The 19,128-nt window shown below is 70.5% G+C and carries 19 protein-coding genes; 15 read left to right on the plus strand and 4 right to left on the minus strand.

Features of this window, described 5'->3' with window-relative positions:
• Positions 1–846: 846 nt before the first annotated feature.
• From IPL61_06690 to IPL61_06705, 4 genes are all read left to right on the plus strand, one after another.
• Positions 847–1,086, plus strand: coding sequence for a hypothetical protein (locus IPL61_06690; GenBank protein MBK9031010.1), 240 nt, complete (start codon positions 847–849; stop codon positions 1,084–1,086).
• A gap of 69 nt (positions 1,087–1,155) precedes the next feature.
• On the plus strand, positions 1,156–3,054 hold the full coding sequence (locus tag IPL61_06695; protein MBK9031011.1) for a hypothetical protein: 1,899 nt from the start codon (positions 1,156–1,158) through the stop codon (positions 3,052–3,054).
• The gene (locus IPL61_06700; GenBank protein MBK9031012.1) at positions 3,051–3,764 is read left to right on the plus strand and encodes a hypothetical protein; all 714 of its coding nucleotides are present in this window, start codon (positions 3,051–3,053) and stop codon (positions 3,762–3,764) included. Before IPL61_06695 ends, IPL61_06700 begins: the two co-directional genes overlap by 4 nt.
• A 224-nt stretch (positions 3,765–3,988) precedes the next feature.
• The gene (locus IPL61_06705; protein MBK9031013.1) at positions 3,989–6,796 is read left to right on the plus strand and encodes a DUF4157 domain-containing protein; all 2,808 of its coding nucleotides are present in this window, start codon (positions 3,989–3,991) and stop codon (positions 6,794–6,796) included.
• Here the strand turns inward: IPL61_06705 and IPL61_06710 are convergent.
• Entirely contained in the window at positions 6,777–7,034 is a 258-nt protein-coding gene (locus IPL61_06710) for a hypothetical protein (protein ID MBK9031014.1), read from the minus strand. The genes IPL61_06705 and IPL61_06710 overlap by 20 nt on opposite strands.
• Before the next feature lie 831 nt (positions 7,035–7,865).
• Here IPL61_06710 and IPL61_06715 point away from each other — a divergent pair.
• Together IPL61_06715 and IPL61_06720 are read left to right on the plus strand one after the other, a co-directional pair.
• Entirely contained in the window at positions 7,866–8,555 is a 690-nt protein-coding gene (locus IPL61_06715) for a hypothetical protein (GenBank protein ID MBK9031015.1), read from the plus strand.
• Between the two features lie 408 nt (positions 8,556–8,963).
• A complete protein-coding gene (locus tag IPL61_06720; GenBank protein MBK9031016.1) occupies positions 8,964–9,275 on the plus strand; it encodes a retroviral-like aspartic protease family protein in 312 nt (103 codons plus the stop codon).
• A 128-nt stretch (positions 9,276–9,403) separates the two neighbouring features.
• On the opposite strand, the gene IPL61_06725 is transcribed toward IPL61_06720, so the two are convergent.
• On the minus strand, positions 9,404–10,318 hold the full coding sequence (locus tag IPL61_06725) for a hypothetical protein (GenBank protein ID MBK9031017.1): 915 nt from the start codon (positions 10,316–10,318) through the stop codon (positions 9,404–9,406).
• A 383-nt stretch (positions 10,319–10,701) separates the two neighbouring features.
• Here IPL61_06725 and IPL61_06730 point away from each other — a divergent pair, with 383 nt between their 5' ends.
• From IPL61_06730 to IPL61_06755, 6 genes are all read left to right on the plus strand, one after another.
• Positions 10,702–11,769 (plus strand): hypothetical protein, encoded by a 1,068-nt coding sequence (locus IPL61_06730; protein ID MBK9031018.1) that lies wholly within the window; start codon positions 10,702–10,704, stop codon positions 11,767–11,769.
• A 276-nt stretch (positions 11,770–12,045) separates the two neighbouring features.
• On the plus strand, positions 12,046–12,657 hold the full coding sequence (locus IPL61_06735) for a hypothetical protein (protein ID MBK9031019.1): 612 nt from the start codon (positions 12,046–12,048) through the stop codon (positions 12,655–12,657).
• A gap of 251 nt (positions 12,658–12,908) precedes the next feature.
• Positions 12,909–13,367, plus strand: a complete 459-nt coding sequence (locus IPL61_06740; protein MBK9031020.1) for a hypothetical protein — start codon at positions 12,909–12,911, stop codon at positions 13,365–13,367.
• A gap of 206 nt (positions 13,368–13,573) precedes the next feature.
• Positions 13,574–14,029, plus strand: a complete 456-nt coding sequence (locus IPL61_06745) for a hypothetical protein (protein MBK9031021.1) — start codon at positions 13,574–13,576, stop codon at positions 14,027–14,029.
• Positions 14,030–14,072: 43 nt separating this feature from the next.
• Positions 14,073–14,576: a hypothetical protein gene (locus IPL61_06750; GenBank protein ID MBK9031022.1), complete on the plus strand. Its 504-nt coding sequence runs from the start codon at positions 14,073–14,075 to the stop codon at positions 14,574–14,576.
• 2 nt (positions 14,577–14,578) lie between these two features.
• Entirely contained in the window at positions 14,579–15,289 is a 711-nt protein-coding gene (locus IPL61_06755; GenBank protein MBK9031023.1) for a hypothetical protein, read from the plus strand.
• Between the two features lie 21 nt (positions 15,290–15,310).
• On the opposite strand, the gene IPL61_06760 is transcribed toward IPL61_06755, so the two are convergent.
• Positions 15,311–16,462, minus strand: coding sequence for a hypothetical protein (locus IPL61_06760; protein ID MBK9031024.1), 1,152 nt, complete (start codon positions 16,460–16,462; stop codon positions 15,311–15,313).
• Positions 16,463–16,911: 449 nt separating this feature from the next.
• Here IPL61_06760 and IPL61_06765 point away from each other — a divergent pair, with 449 nt between their 5' ends.
• Together IPL61_06765 and IPL61_06770 are read left to right on the plus strand one after the other, a co-directional pair.
• Complete coding sequence (locus IPL61_06765; protein MBK9031025.1) at positions 16,912–17,100, plus strand: DUF4157 domain-containing protein; 189 nt, start codon at positions 16,912–16,914, stop codon at positions 17,098–17,100.
• Positions 17,101–17,913: 813 nt separating this feature from the next.
• Positions 17,914–18,159 carry a hypothetical protein gene (locus tag IPL61_06770; protein MBK9031026.1) on the plus strand — a complete coding sequence of 82 codons (246 nt, stop codon included), beginning with the start codon at positions 17,914–17,916 and terminating at the stop codon, positions 18,157–18,159.
• Between the two features lie 70 nt (positions 18,160–18,229).
• Here the strand turns inward: IPL61_06770 and IPL61_06775 are convergent, their stop codons facing one another.
• Positions 18,230–18,547 (minus strand): hypothetical protein, encoded by a 318-nt coding sequence (locus tag IPL61_06775; GenBank protein MBK9031027.1) that lies wholly within the window; start codon positions 18,545–18,547, stop codon positions 18,230–18,232.
• Positions 18,548–18,757: 210 nt separating this feature from the next.
• Between IPL61_06775 and IPL61_06780 the strand changes: the two genes are divergently transcribed.
• Positions 18,758–19,063, plus strand: a complete 306-nt coding sequence (locus IPL61_06780) for a hypothetical protein (protein MBK9031028.1) — start codon at positions 18,758–18,760, stop codon at positions 19,061–19,063.
• The last annotated feature ends 65 nt before the right edge of the window (positions 19,064–19,128 follow it).

Consider the following 19,128-nt stretch of genomic DNA (forward strand, 5'->3'; position numbering starts at 1 on the left):
CGTGCCCATGCCATCTGGCGGACCCGCACTGCACTGCCGCTCGCTTACGCGTCCGCGGGCAGCAGAAGGGGTTTCTCGTCAGCCAGCAGCGGGGACAGTCGCGGCCATCGCGCCATTCTCGCTTGACTCGACGCCGGAGCGACCCATCATCGCGAAGTGGCCGGACCCGTGACGCGCGTGGTTTGGGCGTAATCGATGAGTCGCGACCACCAGCAGCAGCCGGGCGCGGCGCAGGGGCAGGCCGGCGCCGTCGTCAGCCACAGCAGCGGCCGCGAGCGGCGGGATCGCGAAGGCCACCTGGCGGTCCAGCACCTGGAAGGCGGCGTGTTCCCGCGCATCTCGACCTGGGCGGCGACAGCGATCGAGAGCAGAACTTCGTCGCGGCGCGCGCGGCAGCGATGCAGTGGTACGTCAACAAGCCGTTCCTGCGGACGCTGGCGCGTCGCTGGATCACGCGACCGTCAGGTCGTGAGCGCAAACGCTGCTCGACGAGATGGCCCCCGCTCGAGGCGCAGCTCCCCGATCTGTTCGAGCTCGGGTTCGCGGACGACGAGGCCGCGAAGGGCCGCACGCGCGCTGGCTGGCCCGGATCGGCGGCGCCGCGCGCCGCTCAAGGAGGCGGCGCAGGGTCCGGGCAGCGACGGACACGCCTGCCGCGACGGCCGCGCAGGCCACGACCACAGCGCCAGCCGCGCCTGCGACAGACGCCGTCAGCCGCACCGCGAGCGGGTCGCCGCGCTGCAGTCGCCGCTGCGCCCGAGAACATCAGGCCCGACCGGCTCGACTGGCGGGTCGTAGCCCAGGGTGGTCGGGGTCAGCGTGATCGCGTGGGCCGAGATGGAGCGGATGCGGGGCAATCCCGTGACGCGGGTCCCGGCGGACATCATCCACGCGCTGGTCACCTCGCCGGAGTACACCAGCGGGTTCGCGGTCGGCGGCGTCGAGGGCGTCTGGGCGGCGCTCAAGGACAACGCCGCGATCTTTGTCGGCATCTACGACCTCGTGAAAGATCTGGTCAAGACGCACCTGGTGAAGGCGGGGACCTCGGCGTCTTGCTCGCGGTGCGCGACAAGATCATGGAGCTGATCGCCGCCGGCCCGGCAGGTCCCCGCGGCGATCAAGGCGTTCACCGAGCGCTGGAACGACAACTCCGACTTGCACGCCCAGGGGCGCTTCCAGGGGCCACGCCGTCGGCTCCATCGCGGTCAGATCGCGGCGCTGGTCATCGGCGCGATCGCCCCCGGCAGCCAGTACGCCGACGTCATCCGCATCCTCAAGCTCGCCACCGATCCGCTCGGTGGCCTGCTCGAGGTCGCCACCACCGCCAAGGCCGCGCGCGCCGCCAAGGCCGCGACGACGGTCGAGCACGCCGTGGACGGCGCCGTCGTCGGCGAGCGCGCCGGCCTCCACGCGGCCGAAGGCGCCGCGGCCGGCGAGCGCCGGCTGGGCAGCGTGTTCGAGGAGGCGACCGCGGGAGGCAAGGCGGGAGCAGGCGCTGACGGCGCGCACGCGGGCGCGGGCCTGCGCGCTGGCGAGTCAGTCGCGGCGCACGAGGCTGGACCCGCCAACCTGATGATGGTCGAGGACGCCGCTCGGCCGCTGTCGCGACTCGAGACGCTGCGCGACGCGCTGCCGCCCGACTTGCACGGCCGCGTCCGCATCGTCGAATCGCCGGTGCATACGGACTCCACCGTGTCGGTCACCTACCGCGACGGCGTCGAGATCGTCGTCGGCGCCCAGGCAACTCCCCGCCACATCGCGTACCACATCGAGACCGCGCGCGCGCTCCTGCGCTACGAGGGCCTCACCGGCGAGATCCGCAAGCTGATCGACCAGGTGCTCTCGCTCCTGCACATCCGCGCCGGCTACGGCACCCGCGGCTTCGAGGCCGACCTCGAGGTCCGCAAGCTCACCGGCATCCGCGACGACCTGCACCGCCTCCTCGCCCGCACCGACGGCCGCCTCCACGGCGGCGCCGCGCTCGATCCCGCCGAACTCCGCGCCGAGCTCGCCAGCGTCGAGGCGCAGCTGGCCGAGCATCGGCAGGCGCTTGGCTCATTCGAAGACGGTCGTGGAGCCGTCGCCGCGGAGGGGCCGAAGGCGACCCCACAGACTGGACCTTCCGACGCCGGCGCGCCGCACGAGGCCAAGACCGCCGATGGACGCGGGGGCCCTGACCCCGAGGCCGCGACGACCGCAGGCGCCGCCCCGGTCACAGGCCCGTCGTTGACGACGGAACTCGGCCAACTCGGCGCAAGGCTCCACGCCGCTGGCGTCGCCGAAGCCGAGGCGACCCGTCTCACCCGTGCCCTCCAGGTCCCCGCTGTTGACCCAGCCCGCATCGCTGGCTACCCGCCCCACGGCCTTCCGCGCATCGCCAATCCGAAGGTCCTCGACCACCTCGAGGAGGTCGCCGCGCTCCAGCGCCAAGGGCGCATCACGGGCCTCGACGACTGGATCGAGACGACGAAGTCCGGCGCGACCGCGCCGGCCGATCTGGCGCTCGAGTTGCGTGAAGCCGTGCGCCAGGCACGGGTGAAGCCTGACGATGTGATCCATATCGGCAGCGACGCTAAGGCACCAATGATGCCCGGCGGCCGCGGTCGTGCTCGATCATTCGACATGGCCGTGGCGTCGCGGTCAGGTGCCGTCTCGGCGAGCGTAGAGGTCACGGCGGCGGCCCCAGTTCGCTACGGTGCGGAGCTCGGCGAAGCGATCAGACATGGGACAGTCAAGGCTGTCGATCGGGCGGCAATGGGCATGCCGATCGAAGGGACGCGCGAACTCTCGATCTATACCAGCTTGGCGCCGCCGCGAGATCGCAAGAGCGGGCTTCAGGCCATCGACAAGATCACTGGCGCGCGCACGAAGACGACGCACCAGGTGCCCCCGCTCGTCATCCCGGAAGGCAACCTGTACGAGGAGATCGCGATGCAGCTGGACCGCACCAACGGTGCTGAGCAACTCGACGGCGTGACGCTCTTGGACCGAAATTCAGGGAGTGTCCTCGCGGCCTATCACCGCGATGGCGCGAAGTGGGAGCTAGTGCGATGACGGCCGCGATCGCCAGCGAGCATGCCGTGCGGCGCGTCCGACTCGAGTGGGAGCCCGCAGAGCACCTCGATCGAAAGGGACGTGCCGTCGAGCTGGCGATGGCCTTCGCCACAGTTACGGAGGGCTGGATCGAACTACTAGCGGTTGAAGCAGCCATCCGAGGTGCCGACGGCAGGTCCAGCGAGGATGTCGAGCCCACGATTGGGGCATGCGGCCTTGTTCGTGCCGACGTCTCCGCCGACGTGAACCTCGACCGGCTCATGTTCTGGCGTGCGCATGCATGGACCCGGCGCCCCGTGTTGGACCGGACGCAGCTGGTCGACTGGGCCACGTCGACGATCGAACTGGGGCGCCCTTCGCTTCCGGTTGGCGCGCCGACGTTGACCCAACTCGGCCTTCGGGCCTGCTGGACTCGCGTACCGCCCTCGTGGGCAGACCGTCGTGAGCTCGAGCTTGATACCGACACCCGACACCTGCGGTTGCCCTTGCAGCGAAGGACCGATGGCACCTGGGCGGCGCCCCCGTCGACCGAGCTTGGACTGCATTCCCCCGTTAGCGTCGAGGTTTACGACTTCGGCGACTACTGCCAGGTCGACCTCGCTGTGTACTGGTCGCCCTGGGCGGACGAACCGGATCGTCCGGGGAGCGACATGCATTCCGGCATCACCCAGCTCGTGGCGCAGGGCTGGACACTTCTCGCTACTCCCTGAGCAAGGCTGCGACCGCTGAGACTGGTATCCGAAACCGGTGGCAGCCGGCAGCCGGCAGCCGATCGGATCGCCGGATCGGATCCCCCCCTCGACCGGGTGGCGCCTCGACCGGGTGGCGCCTCGACCGGGTGGCGCCTCGACCGGGTGGCGCCTCGACCGGGTGGCCCCACGACCGGGTGGCCCCACGACCGGGTGGCCCCTCGACCGGGTGGCCCCTCGACCGGGTGGCTGCGACCCGGATCCCGGCGGACGAGCGCGCCGGGCGGGTACTGCTTCTGGATGTCGAGCTTCGTGGCGGTGCGGTGGCGGCGCAGCCGGGCCGAGGCCTCCTGGTAGAGGCCGCGGAACCGCTCGTACGCGGCGCGGAAGCGCTCGCCACGGAACCCGGGATCCGGGTGGCTGCCAACCCGATTCCCCGGCGGCCGTTTCCGGGGCACGCGGACTCGGTTCTCGGTGTTGCTACTCGGTTCTCGGTGGTGGGAGCGAACCACTGGGCCAACCATGGCGTGTACTTGCGTGACGAGGGGAAGAAGCGAGGTCCAGCACCGTCGTCCAGGGTAGCCATGGCGCAGTCCTTCGAGTCGATCGAGCAGTTCCTTCTCCGCGGAGCCGACGAGCGTCCGGAGCAGCGCGCGCGGCAAGGGGTCGCCCCCGGCAAGGTGACCCTGACGCAGCGGTTCGCGCCGTCCTCGACCTTCATCGCCCGTGCGATCGCTGACGGGGTCGCGCTCGCGATGGAGCAGCTCGGCGGCGCTGGGGCCGAGGCCGCGATCGAACGCGCGCGCGGCGGAGCCGGCGCGCCGCTGCCCACCGAGGCGCGCGACGCCTTTGCGCAGTCGCTCGGCACGCCGCTCGAAGGCGTCCGCGTCCACACCGACAGCACGGCCGCGAGCGCGGCGGCTGCGGTCGGCGCGCGCGCGTTCACGATCGGGAGCGACATCTACTTCGGCCGCGGGGAGTACGACCCTGGCGGCCAAGACGGCAAGCTCTTGCTGGCACACGAACTGGTCCACACGGTGCAGCAGGCCGGGGGCGCGCGCACCGGCGAGACGCAGTTCAAGCTCGAGGTGAGCGAGCCTGGCGACGCGCTCGAGCAGGAGGCCGAGCGCCTCGCCCCTGACGTCGTCGCCGGCCGCCCGGTCGCGGTCAGCGGCGGCGGGGCTGCCGCCTCGCGTGCGATCATGCGCTGGGTCAACTCGCCGGCCGATGCCGTTCAGGCCCGCATGTACCTGCAGAACGCGATCCGCTCGGCGCACGACGCGGCCGAGATCGCCGGCATCGTCAGCGCGCTCGAGGCGCCCAACAGCTCGTCGGGTCGCGTGATCGTGCGACTCCCCGGCGACTCGCCGATGTCGATCGTCGACCTCGATCTGCCGCCCCTGCTCGAGGAGGCGAGGGCCCGCCAGCGTGCGCTCGGTGGCGCCGCCGGCGCCGCCGGCGTTGGGCCGGGCGCCGCGCCCGCGACAGCCGCGGGGACGGGGACGGGGACGGGGACGGGCACGCCCGCGCGCGCCGGCTCGCCGGGGCCGACGGCAGCACCCAGGGCCAGCGACGCGACGCGACCGCCCGACGCGGCGCCAGAGGCGGCGCCGCCGCGGCCGGACGTCGAGGCCGGTGCGCGCAGCCTGCGCGCGGCGATCCGCCAGGCCGAGACGACGGAGGCGATCGACGCGATCCGGCGCGCGCTCGAGTACTGCACCTACGACGTCGTTGGCGACGAGGTCGCGGTGGCGCTCGAGGCCGGCCGTTCGTCCCAGAACGTGTGGGTCGCGCGCAGCGCCGTCCCGGGCTTGCGCACCGAAGCCGACCAGCGCCGCGAGACGATCGTGCGGAGCCCCGAGGAGCGTGACCGTACGCTCGGCCGGGCCTACGACGCCGAGCGCGCCGACGCGCGCGCGCATGAGGCCGACGGCCGCCGCCAGCTCGATGAGCAGCAGCACGCCGAGGCCGCCGATCGTGACGCGCGCGGGCTCGCGCTCGTTCGCGCCGCGCTCGCCGCGCACACCGGCAGCGAACCCCGCGAGCGCATCCGCGACACACTGCGCGCGGCGACCGCGGAGCGCGGCCTCTACCACCCGGCACTGCCCGACCGCCGCCGCCCCGAGCTGAACGCCGCCGATCGCACCACGGCGATCGCGCTCGCCGAGCAGGCCGTCACCGAGGCGCGCGCCGCCGAGCGCGCGACCGGGCACTGCCGCGCCCCCGAGGGCGACACGACCGAGCTGACCGATGAGCAGCGGACCGATCTGCGCGAGCAGATCCGCCACCTCCTGGGGCTCTGCAACAGCGCGTTCCACGCCGCCGCCCAGGCCGTCAAGGATGACCTGCACTCGGCGGCCAGCCACGACCGCGACGTGGCGAAGCTGTTGTTCAAGATCGCCTTCACCTTCCTCGCGCCCGAGTTGACCCCGGGGTTCGGCACACGCGAGCAGATCGCCGCGTTCGGCGCGATCGGGGAGTACACGGCTGGGCAGCAGGCCAACGCCGCCCACCACGCTCACGACGCCGACCACTTCATCGCCGCGCTGCTGGCCGGCGAAGGCCTTGGCAACGAGGCCATCAGCCGCGATCTCAACTGCCACACCGGCGGCGAGCTGAACGGTCTCCGCGCATCGCTCGAGAACACGTTCCACGCGGGCCAGGCCGGCCACTACGAGACCCGTATCCGCACGCTGCTCTACAACTACCAGCATCAGGTCGCCGAGATCGGCGTCAGCCACTCCGGCGCCCTCGACACCATCTCGCGCGGGTCGCTGATCTGGGTGGTGCACGGCGGCGAGGCCCACCTGGCGGTCGCGCAGTCGGAGTCGTGCGGGCTGATGCCGATATCGATCAGCTACCGGTTCCAGACCTGGGTGTTCCGCGACATGGCGCGGATGGCGCTCGCTCGCGACTCTCACGTCGACGAGGTGCAGATGTCCGACCTCGATCCGCAGCCGGCCGCGCCGCCGTCGTACGTCCACCGCCGCGGCGACCCGCTGGCCGACGACAGCCGGCCCGCCCACGGCGCGTCTACTTCCAGCGATCGGTGAGGATCGTGATGAAGCGGCCGTCGGCGCCTTCGCTGGGCGTCTCGATGACGACCCAGAACTTGCCGACCTTGCGGAGCTCGGCGGTGCCGGGGCCGGTCCACGTCCACGCGGGGCCGGTCTTGCTGACCGCGTGCTCGCCCTTGAGCGTGCGTAGGTAGGCGACCAGATCCTTGGGCAGCGCCGCGATCCGGGTGGCCCGCGATCCTGGGCGGCAGCGACCGGGATCCTGGGCGGCCACCCGTTTCGCACCTGGTCTCGGGGCCACCGGCCGCGGGGCTCGGGCCATCGGTCGGGCGTGGCTACGATGCGCGGGTTATGTATCCTGCCAGCATGCGCGCAGCGCCTACGGCACACGTGGTGAACGGGCGGCTCGTCCTGGACGAGCCGGTCGAGCTCCGCCGCCCTCGTCGGAGCAGCGGAGGAGCAGCGGAGCGCGGGGTCGCAACCAATCGGACCGCACCTGAGGGGTGAGGCTCAGCGAATCGCGTCGCCGAATCACCATGATGACGTCGCAGAATCACCGGCCCGTCGCCCGCCGAAAGCGCCGCCGCCCAACCGCCCACAGGTGAGGTGGAGGGCCGGGGCGGCGGGGCAGGGGCGAGGGCAGGGTGGCGCGTCAGCGCAGGTCGGCGGCGGCCCCGGCCCTCAGGCCAGGGCCAGGTCGGCGTCGTCGATGCCGCGCAGCCATTCGTGGACGACGGTCAGCGGTGCCGGGATGTACCAGCGCGGCCGGACGAGGGCGCCGGGCGGGTACTGCGCCTGGATGTCGAGCTGGGTCGCGGTCCGGTGCTGGCGTAGCCGGGCCGAGGCCTCCTTGTACAGGCCGCGGAAACGGTCGCAGGCCGCGAGGAAGCGCTGGCGGATGGTGGGATGCGCGGCGTGGCACGGCGGCGCCGGTGTGCGGACGAAGCGCGCCGGGCTGGCGTCCGCGTCCTCGGTCAGCAGGCGGTCGACGCCCAGGACGGCGCTGCCGGCGTGCTCGGCGGTGATGTCGGCGACCAGGGCCGCGTGCCTGGCGCGGAGCGTCGCGGCGGGCAGCTCGGCCCAGACCGGCAGCGGCGCGAGCTCGATGGCGACGTCGCTCGAGCTCGACCTCGGGCAGCGGGTGCGCGCGGCGGGCGTTGCGGCGGCGGGCGTCGAGCGAGGTGTAGACCGCGGGGATGCGCATGTCGCCGAGGAGCGCCGGGGTCGAGCAGGCGCCCGGCCAGTCGAGCGGCGAGGCCACCAGGTTGGAAGCTGGGCCCTGGGCCAGGATGTACCGGAGGCGCGCGACCTGGGCGGCGTCGTCGAGGACGGCGATCACGCTGCCGCGGCGGCTCCAGAAGACCCCGGTGCGGCCGCGCAGCTGGTTGACCTGGCGGGCGATGTTCGAGTGCACGTAGTCGAGGAACAGCGGCACCTGCTCGGGGTCGGCGGTGGTGAGCAAGTAGTGAAGATGATTGCTCTGGGCGTCGAACGCGTGCAGGCGGATGGCCTTGTAGAGCTGGAGCGCCCGGCCCAGCACACCGAGCACGATCGCCCTGCACGCTGGGTCTGGCCGCAGCCAGAACGCCCCGCCCAGCGTCCGGATCGTCACCTCGAACACCACGCCCTGCAGATACCAGCGCACCCGATGGCCCATACGTCTCCGGTCGACCACGCTCACGATGAGCGCTTGCCCGACCTATCGGCCGGCGCCCGCCGCGGTTGCGGCGCGGCCGGAACGAGGGCCACACGGATCCAGGGCGCCCAGATCGAGGGCCACACGGATCGAGCATGAAACTTGCCGTACCCTACAACATGCTCCACGCTCGACGCTCATGAGCGTTGCCGTCGCTTCCACGCCGCTGCTATCCACGCGGCGGCTGACATGGGACGAGATCTGCGCATGCTACCCAAGCCAATGGGTCGTGCTGGTAGACCTCGAGTTTGTCGCAGGACCGTACTCGGCGATTCGGTCGGCCCGCGTCGCGGGGCACGGCGGCGACGATGAGTCGCTCGAGATGGCGGACCCGCATCTGGACCACTATCAGGAGTTCGCGCGGTTGCACACGCGGCCGCCAGACCCGCCGAGGTCGTGGGATGGTGATGCGGTGCCATGCCTTGCACCTCCCTGATCCGCCGCCACGGGCTCGTCGTCGTGCCAGCGTTTCTATGGGGGCGCCGCGGCACGCGAGGGGTGATGCACTTGGCCCTCGATACCGCCGCGACAGAGACGCTGATCAAGCCGAAGGTGCTTGCGCGCCTCGGCTACGGTCCTCACGACGCGGAGCACTCTACCACGATCCAGTCGGCGGTAGGCAGCGAGCCGGGCTACCTGCTGCGCGTCGCGCGCGTCTGGGCGTTGGGCTTCGAGGTGGCCGACCACGTCGTTCATGCGCACGAGTTGCCTGGCCAATACGACATCGACGGCCTCCTCGGGCTGCGCTTCCTCGACCACTTCGACTACGAGATCCGGTCGAAGCGTAGCGAGATAGACGTCCGGCTGTCGCAGCCTTGACGCCGGTGAACAACCGGGGCGCAGAGATCTCCCCCCCGGATGATCCGAGTCGCAACCGATCGGATGGCGGAGGGTGCGGTCGCGGCCCCACAGCCAGCACTGGAGGATGATGAGGCCGTCGCTCCAAGTCAGGCGGGTGACAGGCCAGGAAGGTCCTCCCCAGCCCAGGACATCGGCGGATCGGGCAGTCGCGTATGCAGGTGGGCGAACTGGCGATAGCGCCGCCGATACGGCTCGGCCATCTCGAACGACTCGTCGTTGCCACCGTGACCCGCCACCATCGCCGACCGGAGATCCGAGTACATCCCGTCGACGAACTCGAGGTCGACAAGCACCACCCACTGGTTGGGGTAGCGCGCGCAGATCTCGTCCCACGTCAGCCGTTCGGTGAGGTGCGGCGGCGTGAGCGAGCCGGCAGTCGCGACGGACATGACGCGGCGAGCGTGGCCCAGACGATGCGGCTGCGCAAATTCGCATCCGAGGTCCGAATTCCGGGTCGCAACCGATCGGATCGCAGGCTCGCCGACGGCCTGCGTCACCCGGTCGAAGCTCGACCGGGAGTACGGGAGCCTCCCCACCTCCGCGGCGCTGGCCGCGGCTTTCCGCGCCGTGCCCCGCTGAACCTCGTGCGCCATCGCCCGGGCGGTCTGCGGCAGCCACCCGTCGGCGACGACGCCCGCGCGCAGGCTGACCGCGTCGACGACCTTGCCGTTGCGCACGCCGTCGGCCCGGTACACCGAGCGCAACACGGGCACCGGCCCCGCGAGCGTGTAGTAGGTCTGCGCATGCCGGCCGACGCGGGTGTAGGTCTGCCGGTCGATCCGGACCCGCGGTTCGTCGACATCGAGCCCGCCCAGCAGCCCGGCATGGGCCGCCCGCTCGACCTCGGCCGTCGCGGCCGCCACCTGCTGCTCGACCCGCCCGTAGTCGATCGCCTTGCCGCCGGCGCCGCGGCGGCCCTCAGCCACGACCAGGGTGACCAGCGCTTCCACCGCGGTGCTCAACGCCTTGAACTCATCCGGCACTTCGATCACCACGCGCACGGGGCATCCTTCCGTCGAGACAGCCTAAGCAACCCCTCGATGGCACGGGCTCTGCCCCAACTTCAAGCGGCCCGCGGATCAAGCCGCGGTCCGGATCTCTCCGCCCTGCTCAGGATGAGATCCACACCCGTCCTCCATCGGTGAATCGATCGCCGGGCCCCAAGACCCGTCCGCTCGCTCAGGTTCCGGCCGCCCGGTTCCCACCGCCGCCGCCATCACGAAACCCGCCCCCGCCCAGCCCGGGGCTCCGGACCGCGTTCATGCGCATTATCCTCCGGCGGGCCGCGACGTAGCGCGTGGCACCCGCGGCGGCTTCTCGGTGACGAGCTCAATGAACCTGTCCGGATTCGGTGCCGGCGACCGGGCTGTGGTACCATCGGGATATGCGTCGCGCGTCGATCGTGCTGCTGTTGATGTTTGGCGTCGTCGGGTGTTCGTCGTCGATCCACGTCTCCAAGATCTATCCGGGTCGATACCGAGTCAGCGGCGGGACCTCGACCGAGCTCGGCGAAGCCATGCGGCGAGCCTGTCCGTCTGGGCACGAGCAGCTCGGCGACACGGTGTCGAGTTGGTCGGTGGGCCGCGCCGAAACGATCACCGAGCACCGTGCCGTCGATGGAACGTCGACGCAGAGCTCGACCTCGCGCGCCATCACCTCACATGCGGAATCGGCGGAGATCGAGTGCGTCGACACCGAATCGCTGAAACAAGAGCTCATCGCCTACCTGAGGAGACCGGACGCGCGGTGCGAAGCCGCGACGCGGCTGTTCGCGATGTGCTCCAGCTGTAAGGACGACCTCGCTTACGATATCGGTTTCAATTCCGTCCTGACTCGCTGCGGTCTCGCGGCCGCCTCTCCTCCAACGTTCTTGCCAAGCGATGCCGTTGTTGGCGACATCGTGGGCACGTGGGGGAGTCGGACGGGAACGCCGGCCACCACGTACACGCTGGAGGCGACGGGCGTCGTGATCGAAGACACCAAGGGGTGTGACCTCTGTCCCATGCGCAAGAACGGGGCGTGGTCCCTTGGCAAAGGTCAAGTCCTCATTGGCGTGTATCGCCAACCCGGTCGCGTGCTCTCGATCGTGAGCCCGTCGACGCTGGCTGACGACGCGACGGGACACCGCTTTGAGCGGGTCGTGCCAGTCCCCGACCTGGTGATGTCGGTCGTGAAACGCGGCGATCTTGTCGGTGTCTGGCGGCACAAGGCGGCCACGTGGACGTCCACGTGGACCTTCTCCGCCGATCTGAAGGTCGAGCAAGATCTGAAGTTCGTAGAGGCGGGGAGAGAGGACAGCGTCTCAGCCGGAAGCTGGGAGGTCGACCGTGCCGGCAAGGTCACGGTGACCTGGGATTCGGTGCCTGGTGTGAAGTCGCCGATGGCGGTGCGCAACTTGACCGCGACCGCCTGGACCGACGAGTCCGGCATCACGTTCACGCGCGTGCGTTGAGCCGTGACGACGGCGAAGCAGCCGGTCGAGTAGGTCGAGTAGGTCGAGTAGCCGGTCGAGTAGCATCGACTCACAGCAACCCATCGACTCACAGATCGGCTCGCACGAACGGGGTGAGCCGCGACACATGGCGTCGGGGAATCGCCCGCCCGGCCCGCCCCGAAACGCCGCCACCCGACCGGTCCGGGGTGAGGCGGACGGCATGGATCCAGGTCGCAGCCACCCGGATCGAGGGCCTTCTTCCGAAAGGTAAGTGGGCCGCCAGCCGGCTACGCCGTGGTCGCGGGCCCCGCGATCTTGGACGGCTCTCAGTCCTGGAAGGGAAACTACGTCCCCGCGACGTGGGACGTGGCGTCATTCCGCGACGACAACAGGAACGGGGCATTCGATTTCTGGACTGATCCCGCCACGCCATGCGACGACGCCGGCCCTGAGATCGTCTGTCGCGCGGCCGGCGATCGCGTTGTCGTTCGTGTTGTAGATGGGAAGCTGTCAGAGGTGTATCTGCAGGGCGGCATCGACCTGGTCGCATGCGCATCGGACGCCGATGCGACGTGTCGGCAACTGGCGACCGAGTCACGTGGCATCTATCGGTTCGCACGGGCATGCACAGTCGACCTCTCGAACGCCCAGCTGCGTTTGCCCGATGGTTCACGGAGCAGCGCTATCGAGACCTTCGGCCTCAAGATGGCCGACGATCGTACACCGCGTGCCGAGTTGACCGACGTAATCGCCGGCGCAACGCTAGACCTGGCGACCCCAACGAGCACCGGCTGCTCGGTCGCCGACGACTGCCACGCGTGGCGACGGCACACTCGCGTCTGGTCGCTTCCCGGGTTCCGGCACGCCCGCATCGACTTGATCGACGAGACTCGAACGCCCATCTGATGCTAGGCTCAACATCTGAGGTGCACACGGTGATACGACGTGATGTTGTGGTCGCAGCACTCGCGGGGGTCGCGGTCGGGCTGCTACTCCACGCGCGCACCCACCCGTCCCGATCGGCCTCTTCCGCGGGCGTCGATCAGCGTTCCGCACATTCGGACGCCCGGCTCGGCGCCGCCGAACGAAATCGGAGCGCCCGTTCCTTCGGATCGGCCCGCCTACCCGCTCGGCCCGAGATGGGCCACGACGTCCCCGTGTTCGACGTCACGCCGCGCCGTCTGGAGGGGCTCGTCACGTTTGACCCCGGTGAAGCGCGTGACGAACCCTGGGCCACCGCGATGGAGAACGCGATCGCCGAATTCTCTCGACCGAACTTCGAGGACCTGTTCCCCGCGGGCACCTGGCTAGGCGTCAAGTGCTGGTCGAACTTCTGCGAGATGATGTACTCGGTGCCTGAAGCGGAAGATGAGATGGCATTCAAGGCGACACTTCTTCTGGTCGGCGTGGGCAATCAGACGCAACGCTCCAAGGAGGGGCCGGAAGGTGGGGCCATCAAACACCGGATCGTGTACCGAATGTCTCAGGGGGAGGCTGAGCGGCGCCTCACGGCCTCCGACTTCTTGACGAGCCAGCAGACGTTCGCGGCCGAACACCCAGAACGCATCGAAGCGGTGCACCGGGGTGTCGCCGAGGACCGCGCGAGGCGACCATGACCCGAGTGTGGAGGTTAGCTGCGATCGGTGCGGCCTCGTGCGCAGCAACATTCGCAATTGCGGGTGTCGTGTCGCCTCGTTCGACCGCGCCGACCAACGTCACCGCTCCACCAGGCCTTTCGCGCGCCGTCGGCCCCGCGGGCCGCCTCGAGCGAGGCGCGCTACCGCGCGTCCCAGCGGCACGGCAGCCGGACGCTCGCCCCGAAGTGGACCGCGCACTGGCAGCGTACTTGGAGGAAAAGACGTCGCTCGAAGAAATGAACAGGTGGATGGAGGGGCTAGAGCTAGTGCGATCGATTCGGGTAGCGCGTCTCGCCGGCGTCCAGCGCTGCACTTCCCCTGAGCGCGATCCAGCTTCAGTGCGGGTGCGATGGGACGCGTCGACCGGCGATTTCGGCATGCGTCTGACGTCGCCTGTGATTCTGACGCCGCTGTCGTCCCAGGTGGCGGACTGCCTGCAAGCGGCACTCGCACCCGGCGTCAGCGTCGATCCGGTTGAGCTCGGTGGACCGCTCCCGCCGCTGGATGTCAAGCTCATCATGGCAGTGCCGACTGTCGTCGATAAGGATCTTCAGACCCGGCTTGATGAGTTCGAGGCAGCGATTGCCGCTCGACGCGAAGGCGGGCAGGCCGCGGCGCGGGATGAGGATTCGTCTCCTTAGGGCCTGGGAATGGGTCCGGCACGCAAAGGAGCATCCGGACCTCGTGGCCCACATCGGTGGCGACGCGCGGGCGCCCATGCGATCGGGAACCGGCGAACGCATGCGCTCGTTTGACATGACAATGGAGACGTCAAGCGGGAACATCGTCCAGAGCATCGAGCAGACAAGCGTTGGAGGCGTGCGCCGGGCGCATGATCTTGGCGAGGGCGTGCGCCACGCCGTCGGGAAGGCGCGCACACGACTCGCCGATGGTGCGCCGATCGAAGGAATTCGTCAGGTCACGATCGAGGGCACCGTGCCCTCAATGCGTTCCAGCGGCGTCGGGCCTACTGGTGTAGACAAGGTGACCGGCGAACGTTGGATCGCAACAACGCAGCTGCCGCCCGTGCGAAAGTACCACGGGAACCTCTACGACGAAGTCGCGACCTACCTCGCCGAGCAACCTGACGCAACATTGCTGGACGTGGTGACGTTAGTGGACCGGACCAGCGGGGCCGTACTGTGCAGGTGGATCCGGAACGGCCCGACGTGGAGAACCATCCGATGACAATGACCGCCGATGTCCGCGACCAGGCGTTCTGTCGCCTCGACCTCGAAACGACCGTCCACGAGGACAGCTCACGCGTCGTCGCCGTGGAGATGCAGCACGCGTTCTGGACGTTGGCTGATGCCGTCCTTGAACCACTGATCGTCGAGGGGATTTTTGGCGCCCCCAACTCAGGTGCGCCCGACGAAGCGCCGCCAAGGCCCGATCATCCCTACTGGCTGTTGCAGCGCGCGGCCCTACCGCCGAGCCTCGACGGGGCGCGGGTCGAGAGCCTCGGCATGCTTGGGGCGGTGCGCCGCTCAACACGCGCGATCGACCGGCCCGCGATGGCCGGGTGGGTCGAAGAAGCGCTCACACCATCGGGGGGCGCGGGCCTCGAACTCGAGCATCTCACAGTGCTCGCGGGCCTCGTTCGGATTCCGCCCGTCTGGGCTGGCGAGGATGCGATGCACATCGAGTCCCCGGCTGGGCACTTGGTGGTTCCCACGGTGCGCAATGGTGACGTCGCGTGGCTGGCGCCGCCACCAGGGCGTCACGTGCTACGGCAACCGGTCGAGTTCTCCATCGGAAGCCAGGGCAACGAGTGCTCGATCTCCCTCGCAGTCTACTGGTCACCATGGCTGGAGGAGCTCAACTGCCCCGGCCGCGCGTTGAACCGGGCAATCGAGGCGCTGCGGGCTGGCGGCTGGCGCGAGACGACAGACGTCGCTTGACGCTCGCCACGCGACGGTACCTCAGCGAGGGCGATCGAGTCGACCCGATCCCACTCGACCCGATCGCCGGGTCGCCCGATCGCCGGGTCGCAGCCGATCGGATCCCGGGCTCCCCGATCGCCGGGTCGCCCGATCGCCGGGTCGCAGCCGATCGGATTCCGGGGCTCCCCGATCGCCGGGTCGCCCGGGTCGCCCGATCGCCGGGTCGCAGCCGATCGGATCCCGGCCGCCCGATCGCCGGGTCGCAGCCGATCGGATCCCGGTGTCGTCGACGCCGCGCAGCCACTCGTGGACGAGGGTGGGCGGCGCGGGGATGTACCAGCGGGGCCGGACGAGCGCGCCGGGCGGGTACTGCTTCTGGATGTCGAGCTTCGTGGCGGTGCGGTGCCGGCGCAGCCGGGCCGAGGCCTCCTGGTAGAGGCCGCGGAACCGCTCGTACGCGGCGCGGAACCGCTCGCGGATGGTGCGGTGGCCGGCGTGGCACAGCGGCGCGTCGGTCGGGACGAAGTTCTGCGCGCACGCGTTCGGGGCCTCGGTGATCAGGCGCTTGACGCCGAGCACCTTGTTGCCCCGGTGCTCCTCCTCGATCTCGGCGACCAGGGCGGCGTGGCGCGCGCGCAGCTCGGCGGCGGTCAGCTCGGCGAAGACCGGCAGCGGCGCGAGCTCGATGGCGACGTCGTGCTCGAGCTCGGCCGCGGGCCGCGGGCTCGGCCGGCGGGCGTTGCGGCGGCGCTCGTCGAGCGAGCGATAGTCCGCCGGGATGGTCATGTCGCCCAGCAGCGCCGGCGTCGAGGATGCGCCCGGCCAGTCGGCCGGCGACGCGACCAGGTTGGACGCGGGGCCCTGGGCCAGGATGTAGCGGAGGCGCTCGATCTGGGCGTCGTCGTCGAGCACCGCGATCACGCTGCCGCGGCGGCTCCAGAAGACGCCCGTGCGGCCGGGCAGGTCGTTGACCTGGCGCGCGATGTTCCCGTGGACGTAGTCGAGGAACAGCGGCAGCTGCGCCGGGTCGCTCGCCGCCAGCAGGTAGTGCAGGTGGTTGCTCTGGGGCGTCGTACGCGTGCGTTCGGACGCCCTTTGGCGCCGGGATCCGGGCGGCTGCCACCGCCACCAGGACCGGTAAGCGACGAGCGCTGGCGGTAGAAACGCCGCCCGCAAGCAACCGGGCCGCACCGCGGCCGATAGCGGGGCATGCGACGCCGAACCGGACCCGAACTGCGGGGCCTGACCGCCTGCCGGTCACGCCGCACGTGAGGTCGCATCGGTTTGACCGGCCCGAGCCGAGGCCGAGGAGAACGCACCCAGCCCGGCTCGCTACCCCGGCAAGGTCACGCTGACCGCGGGCTTTCGCCACGGCCGGGCGCGACGGGGCCGAGCACCCGCCACAGAACGAGCAGATCGACAGCAAGTCGGCATCGCACCGCGCGCGGCCGCCGCGCCGCGCCCGGCGACCCCTTCCCGGTCTGCGTGCCGATCAGGCCAAGGGCGACCTCGCGACGCCAAGACCACGGCCGACCCGCGCGCCCCCGTCCACGTCCAGCGGCACACCGCTCCGCCCGCCGTGCGCGCGATCATGGAGCGCGCGTTCCACCCTGATTTCGGCGACGTGCTGATCCACCCAGATTCGGCGCGGGCGGCGGCCAGCCGCCCGCGCCTATACCGAAGGCAATTCGGTACATGGCGCCGGGACAGTACGATCCGGGTCGCAGGCGGGTCGCGAGCTCATCGGCCACGAGCTGGCCCATGTCGTCCAGCAGCGGCGGGGCCGCGTGGCCGCGACGAAGCCAGGTTCGCGGCATCGCCATCAATGACGCGCCCGGCCTGGAGCAAGAGGCCGATGCGCTCGGCCAGCGGGGCCGCGAGCGGCGCGGTCGCGGCCCCAGCCCGGCCCTGTCCGTCGAGCGGCCGCGTCCATCACGCCGGCGCCCGTCACCCAGGCCGTCGCGCAACGGCAGCCCGCGCCGCAGGACACGAGGGAGACGCTGGACACCGAGGTCGAGAACGCCGCGCAGCCTCGAGCGGTCGAAACGTCCCGGCTGAGCGGGCGTATGGCACGCGCCTGGTCTTGCTGCTGACGCTGATGCGCCCCGACGATATCGATGACGACGCGGTGCTGTTTCTGGTTCATCGACAAGTGCCAGGAGCTCGCGCGCGCGACGGCGGCTGACCTCCGGCTTCCTCACGTTTCGTCGCGATCGCAACACGATCCTCGAGGAAGATGGCGGTGGCTTCCCCGCGGCCTGGGCCGGGCGCATCTCCCAGGAGCTGCGCATCGACGCGAACCTGAAGGAGCTCGAGACCGCGTACCGGGCCGAGCGGAGCCGCGCCCTCGACAGCGTCGCAGCGATCGGCTCGACCGTCTGGGCGCGCGGGCTCCCTCTCACGCTCGATCAGGCGCGCCAGCTCGATGCCGACGGGCTGGTCCGCGACGTCCTGAACTACCGCCGCCTGGCGCCGGCTCCGCGAGCCCACCGATCGCTACGCCGCGGCGATGGCCTCGTGGCTGCGGCTCGCCGCGCACTACGGCGCCGTGCTCGAGCACGGCGCGACCTGGTCGATCCAGGTCCAGCAGATCCGGGCCGGCGAGCTCGTGGTCACCAGGCCGTACTACAAGCAACAGCGCCATGTTCGCCGAGCTGCAGGCGGCGTTGCAGTTCGTGCAGCAGGCCGGCGCGGACCCCGCCACCGTGGCGCGCAAGTTCATCCGCGTCCTGCGCTGGACCGTCGGCGCTGGCCTCTATTCGTTCGGCGGCGGCGGCGTCGCCCTCCGTGGCCGCTCGACGGCGTCGAGGCGTACCAAACCGAGCTCGCCAAGCTCGACGCCCGCCTCGCCGGGGCGGCGTCCGCCGACTCGATACCGCGGGCCCTGACGTGGGCCCACGAACGCGGCTACCTCAGCGCCGCGGGCGGAGGTCTGGAACGCCATCAAGGCCGACGCGGTCAAGATGATCGCCACGGCCGTCGGCATCCTGATCCTGCAACAGATCCCGGCGTGAACGTCGCGCTCGACGTCGTGCTGCTGATCGAGTTCGGGCTCGACGCGGTCGTGATGCTCGGCGAGGTGGTCGACACCCTCAAGGCCGCCATCCGCGCGAAGTCGGTGGTCGACATGGAGCACGCGTCGGCGATGATGGCGACGACCATCGGCGACGACGCCGCCAAGCTGCTGCTGTGGGCGGCGACCTGGGGCGTCGCCAAGGCCTCCAAGCGGATCAAGGCTACCGCGACGGCAAGAAGTTCCTCGAGGAGCACGGCCATGCATCGGAGGCGCGCGGGGCCCTGGCCGGGGCCAAGGGCGACATCGACAAGGCCAGGGCGACCCTCGCGAAGAAGCGCGCAGGTCAGCGCGCCGCGCGACGAGGCCGACCTCACTCCAGAAGCCCCGCCCAGCGCGCCGCGCCCGGACGAGCCGCCGCGCCGCAGAGGACACTCCACCCCCGACGCCGAGCGGGAGACAGCGAGGCGTGGATGGCGCGCGTCGAGGGCTCACCCGGAGGAGAAGGTCAAGCTCACGAAGATGACCAAAAGACGAAGACGCCCGAAGAGCAACGCGCGATGCTCGGCGGCAAAGACGTGGAGACCGCACGCGAGAAGATCCGCAAGGCAGTTGGCGAAGAGCGGGAAGCCGTCGCCCTCCGGACGCGCTCGCAGGCGCGGACGGCCGAGCTGAAACGGAAGATCGCCGAACTCGATCAGATGAACGATCGAGGTCGCGCGATCCTCAGGAGTGCAAGCCTCGCGCGTGAAGCTCGTAGACCTGCGCGACAAAGGTGATGGCCAGAGTGCTCAAGGCCGAGGCCGAAGCTGCCATCCCAATGCCGAAGTATCGACGGCGTGAA

Source organism: Myxococcales bacterium (assembly GCA_016717005.1).
Classification (GTDB): Bacteria; Myxococcota_A; Polyangia; order Haliangiales; family Haliangiaceae; genus UBA2376.

Coding starts and splice junctions, on each gene's coding strand:
- IPL61_06770 (MBK9031026.1), top strand. CDS start 17,914: ATGTTCGCCGAGCTGCAGGCGGCGTTGCAGTTCGTGCAGCAGGCCGGC.
- IPL61_06755 (MBK9031023.1), top strand. CDS start 14,579: ATGACCGCCGATGTCCGCGACCAGGCGTTCTGTCGCCTCGACCTCGAA.
- IPL61_06715 (MBK9031015.1), top strand. CDS start 7,866: ATGGCGACGTCGCTCGAGCTCGACCTCGGGCAGCGGGTGCGCGCGGCG.
- IPL61_06775 (MBK9031027.1), bottom strand. CDS start 18,547: ATGGCCGTGCTCCTCGAGGAACTTCTTGCCGTCGCGGTAGCCTTGATC.
- IPL61_06730 (MBK9031018.1), top strand. CDS start 10,702: ATGCGTCGCGCGTCGATCGTGCTGCTGTTGATGTTTGGCGTCGTCGGG.
- IPL61_06780 (MBK9031028.1), top strand. CDS start 18,758: ATGGCGCGCGTCGAGGGCTCACCCGGAGGAGAAGGTCAAGCTCACGAA.
- IPL61_06700 (MBK9031012.1), top strand. CDS start 3,051: ATGACGGCCGCGATCGCCAGCGAGCATGCCGTGCGGCGCGTCCGACTC.
- IPL61_06690 (MBK9031010.1), top strand. CDS start 847: ATGCGGGGCAATCCCGTGACGCGGGTCCCGGCGGACATCATCCACGCG.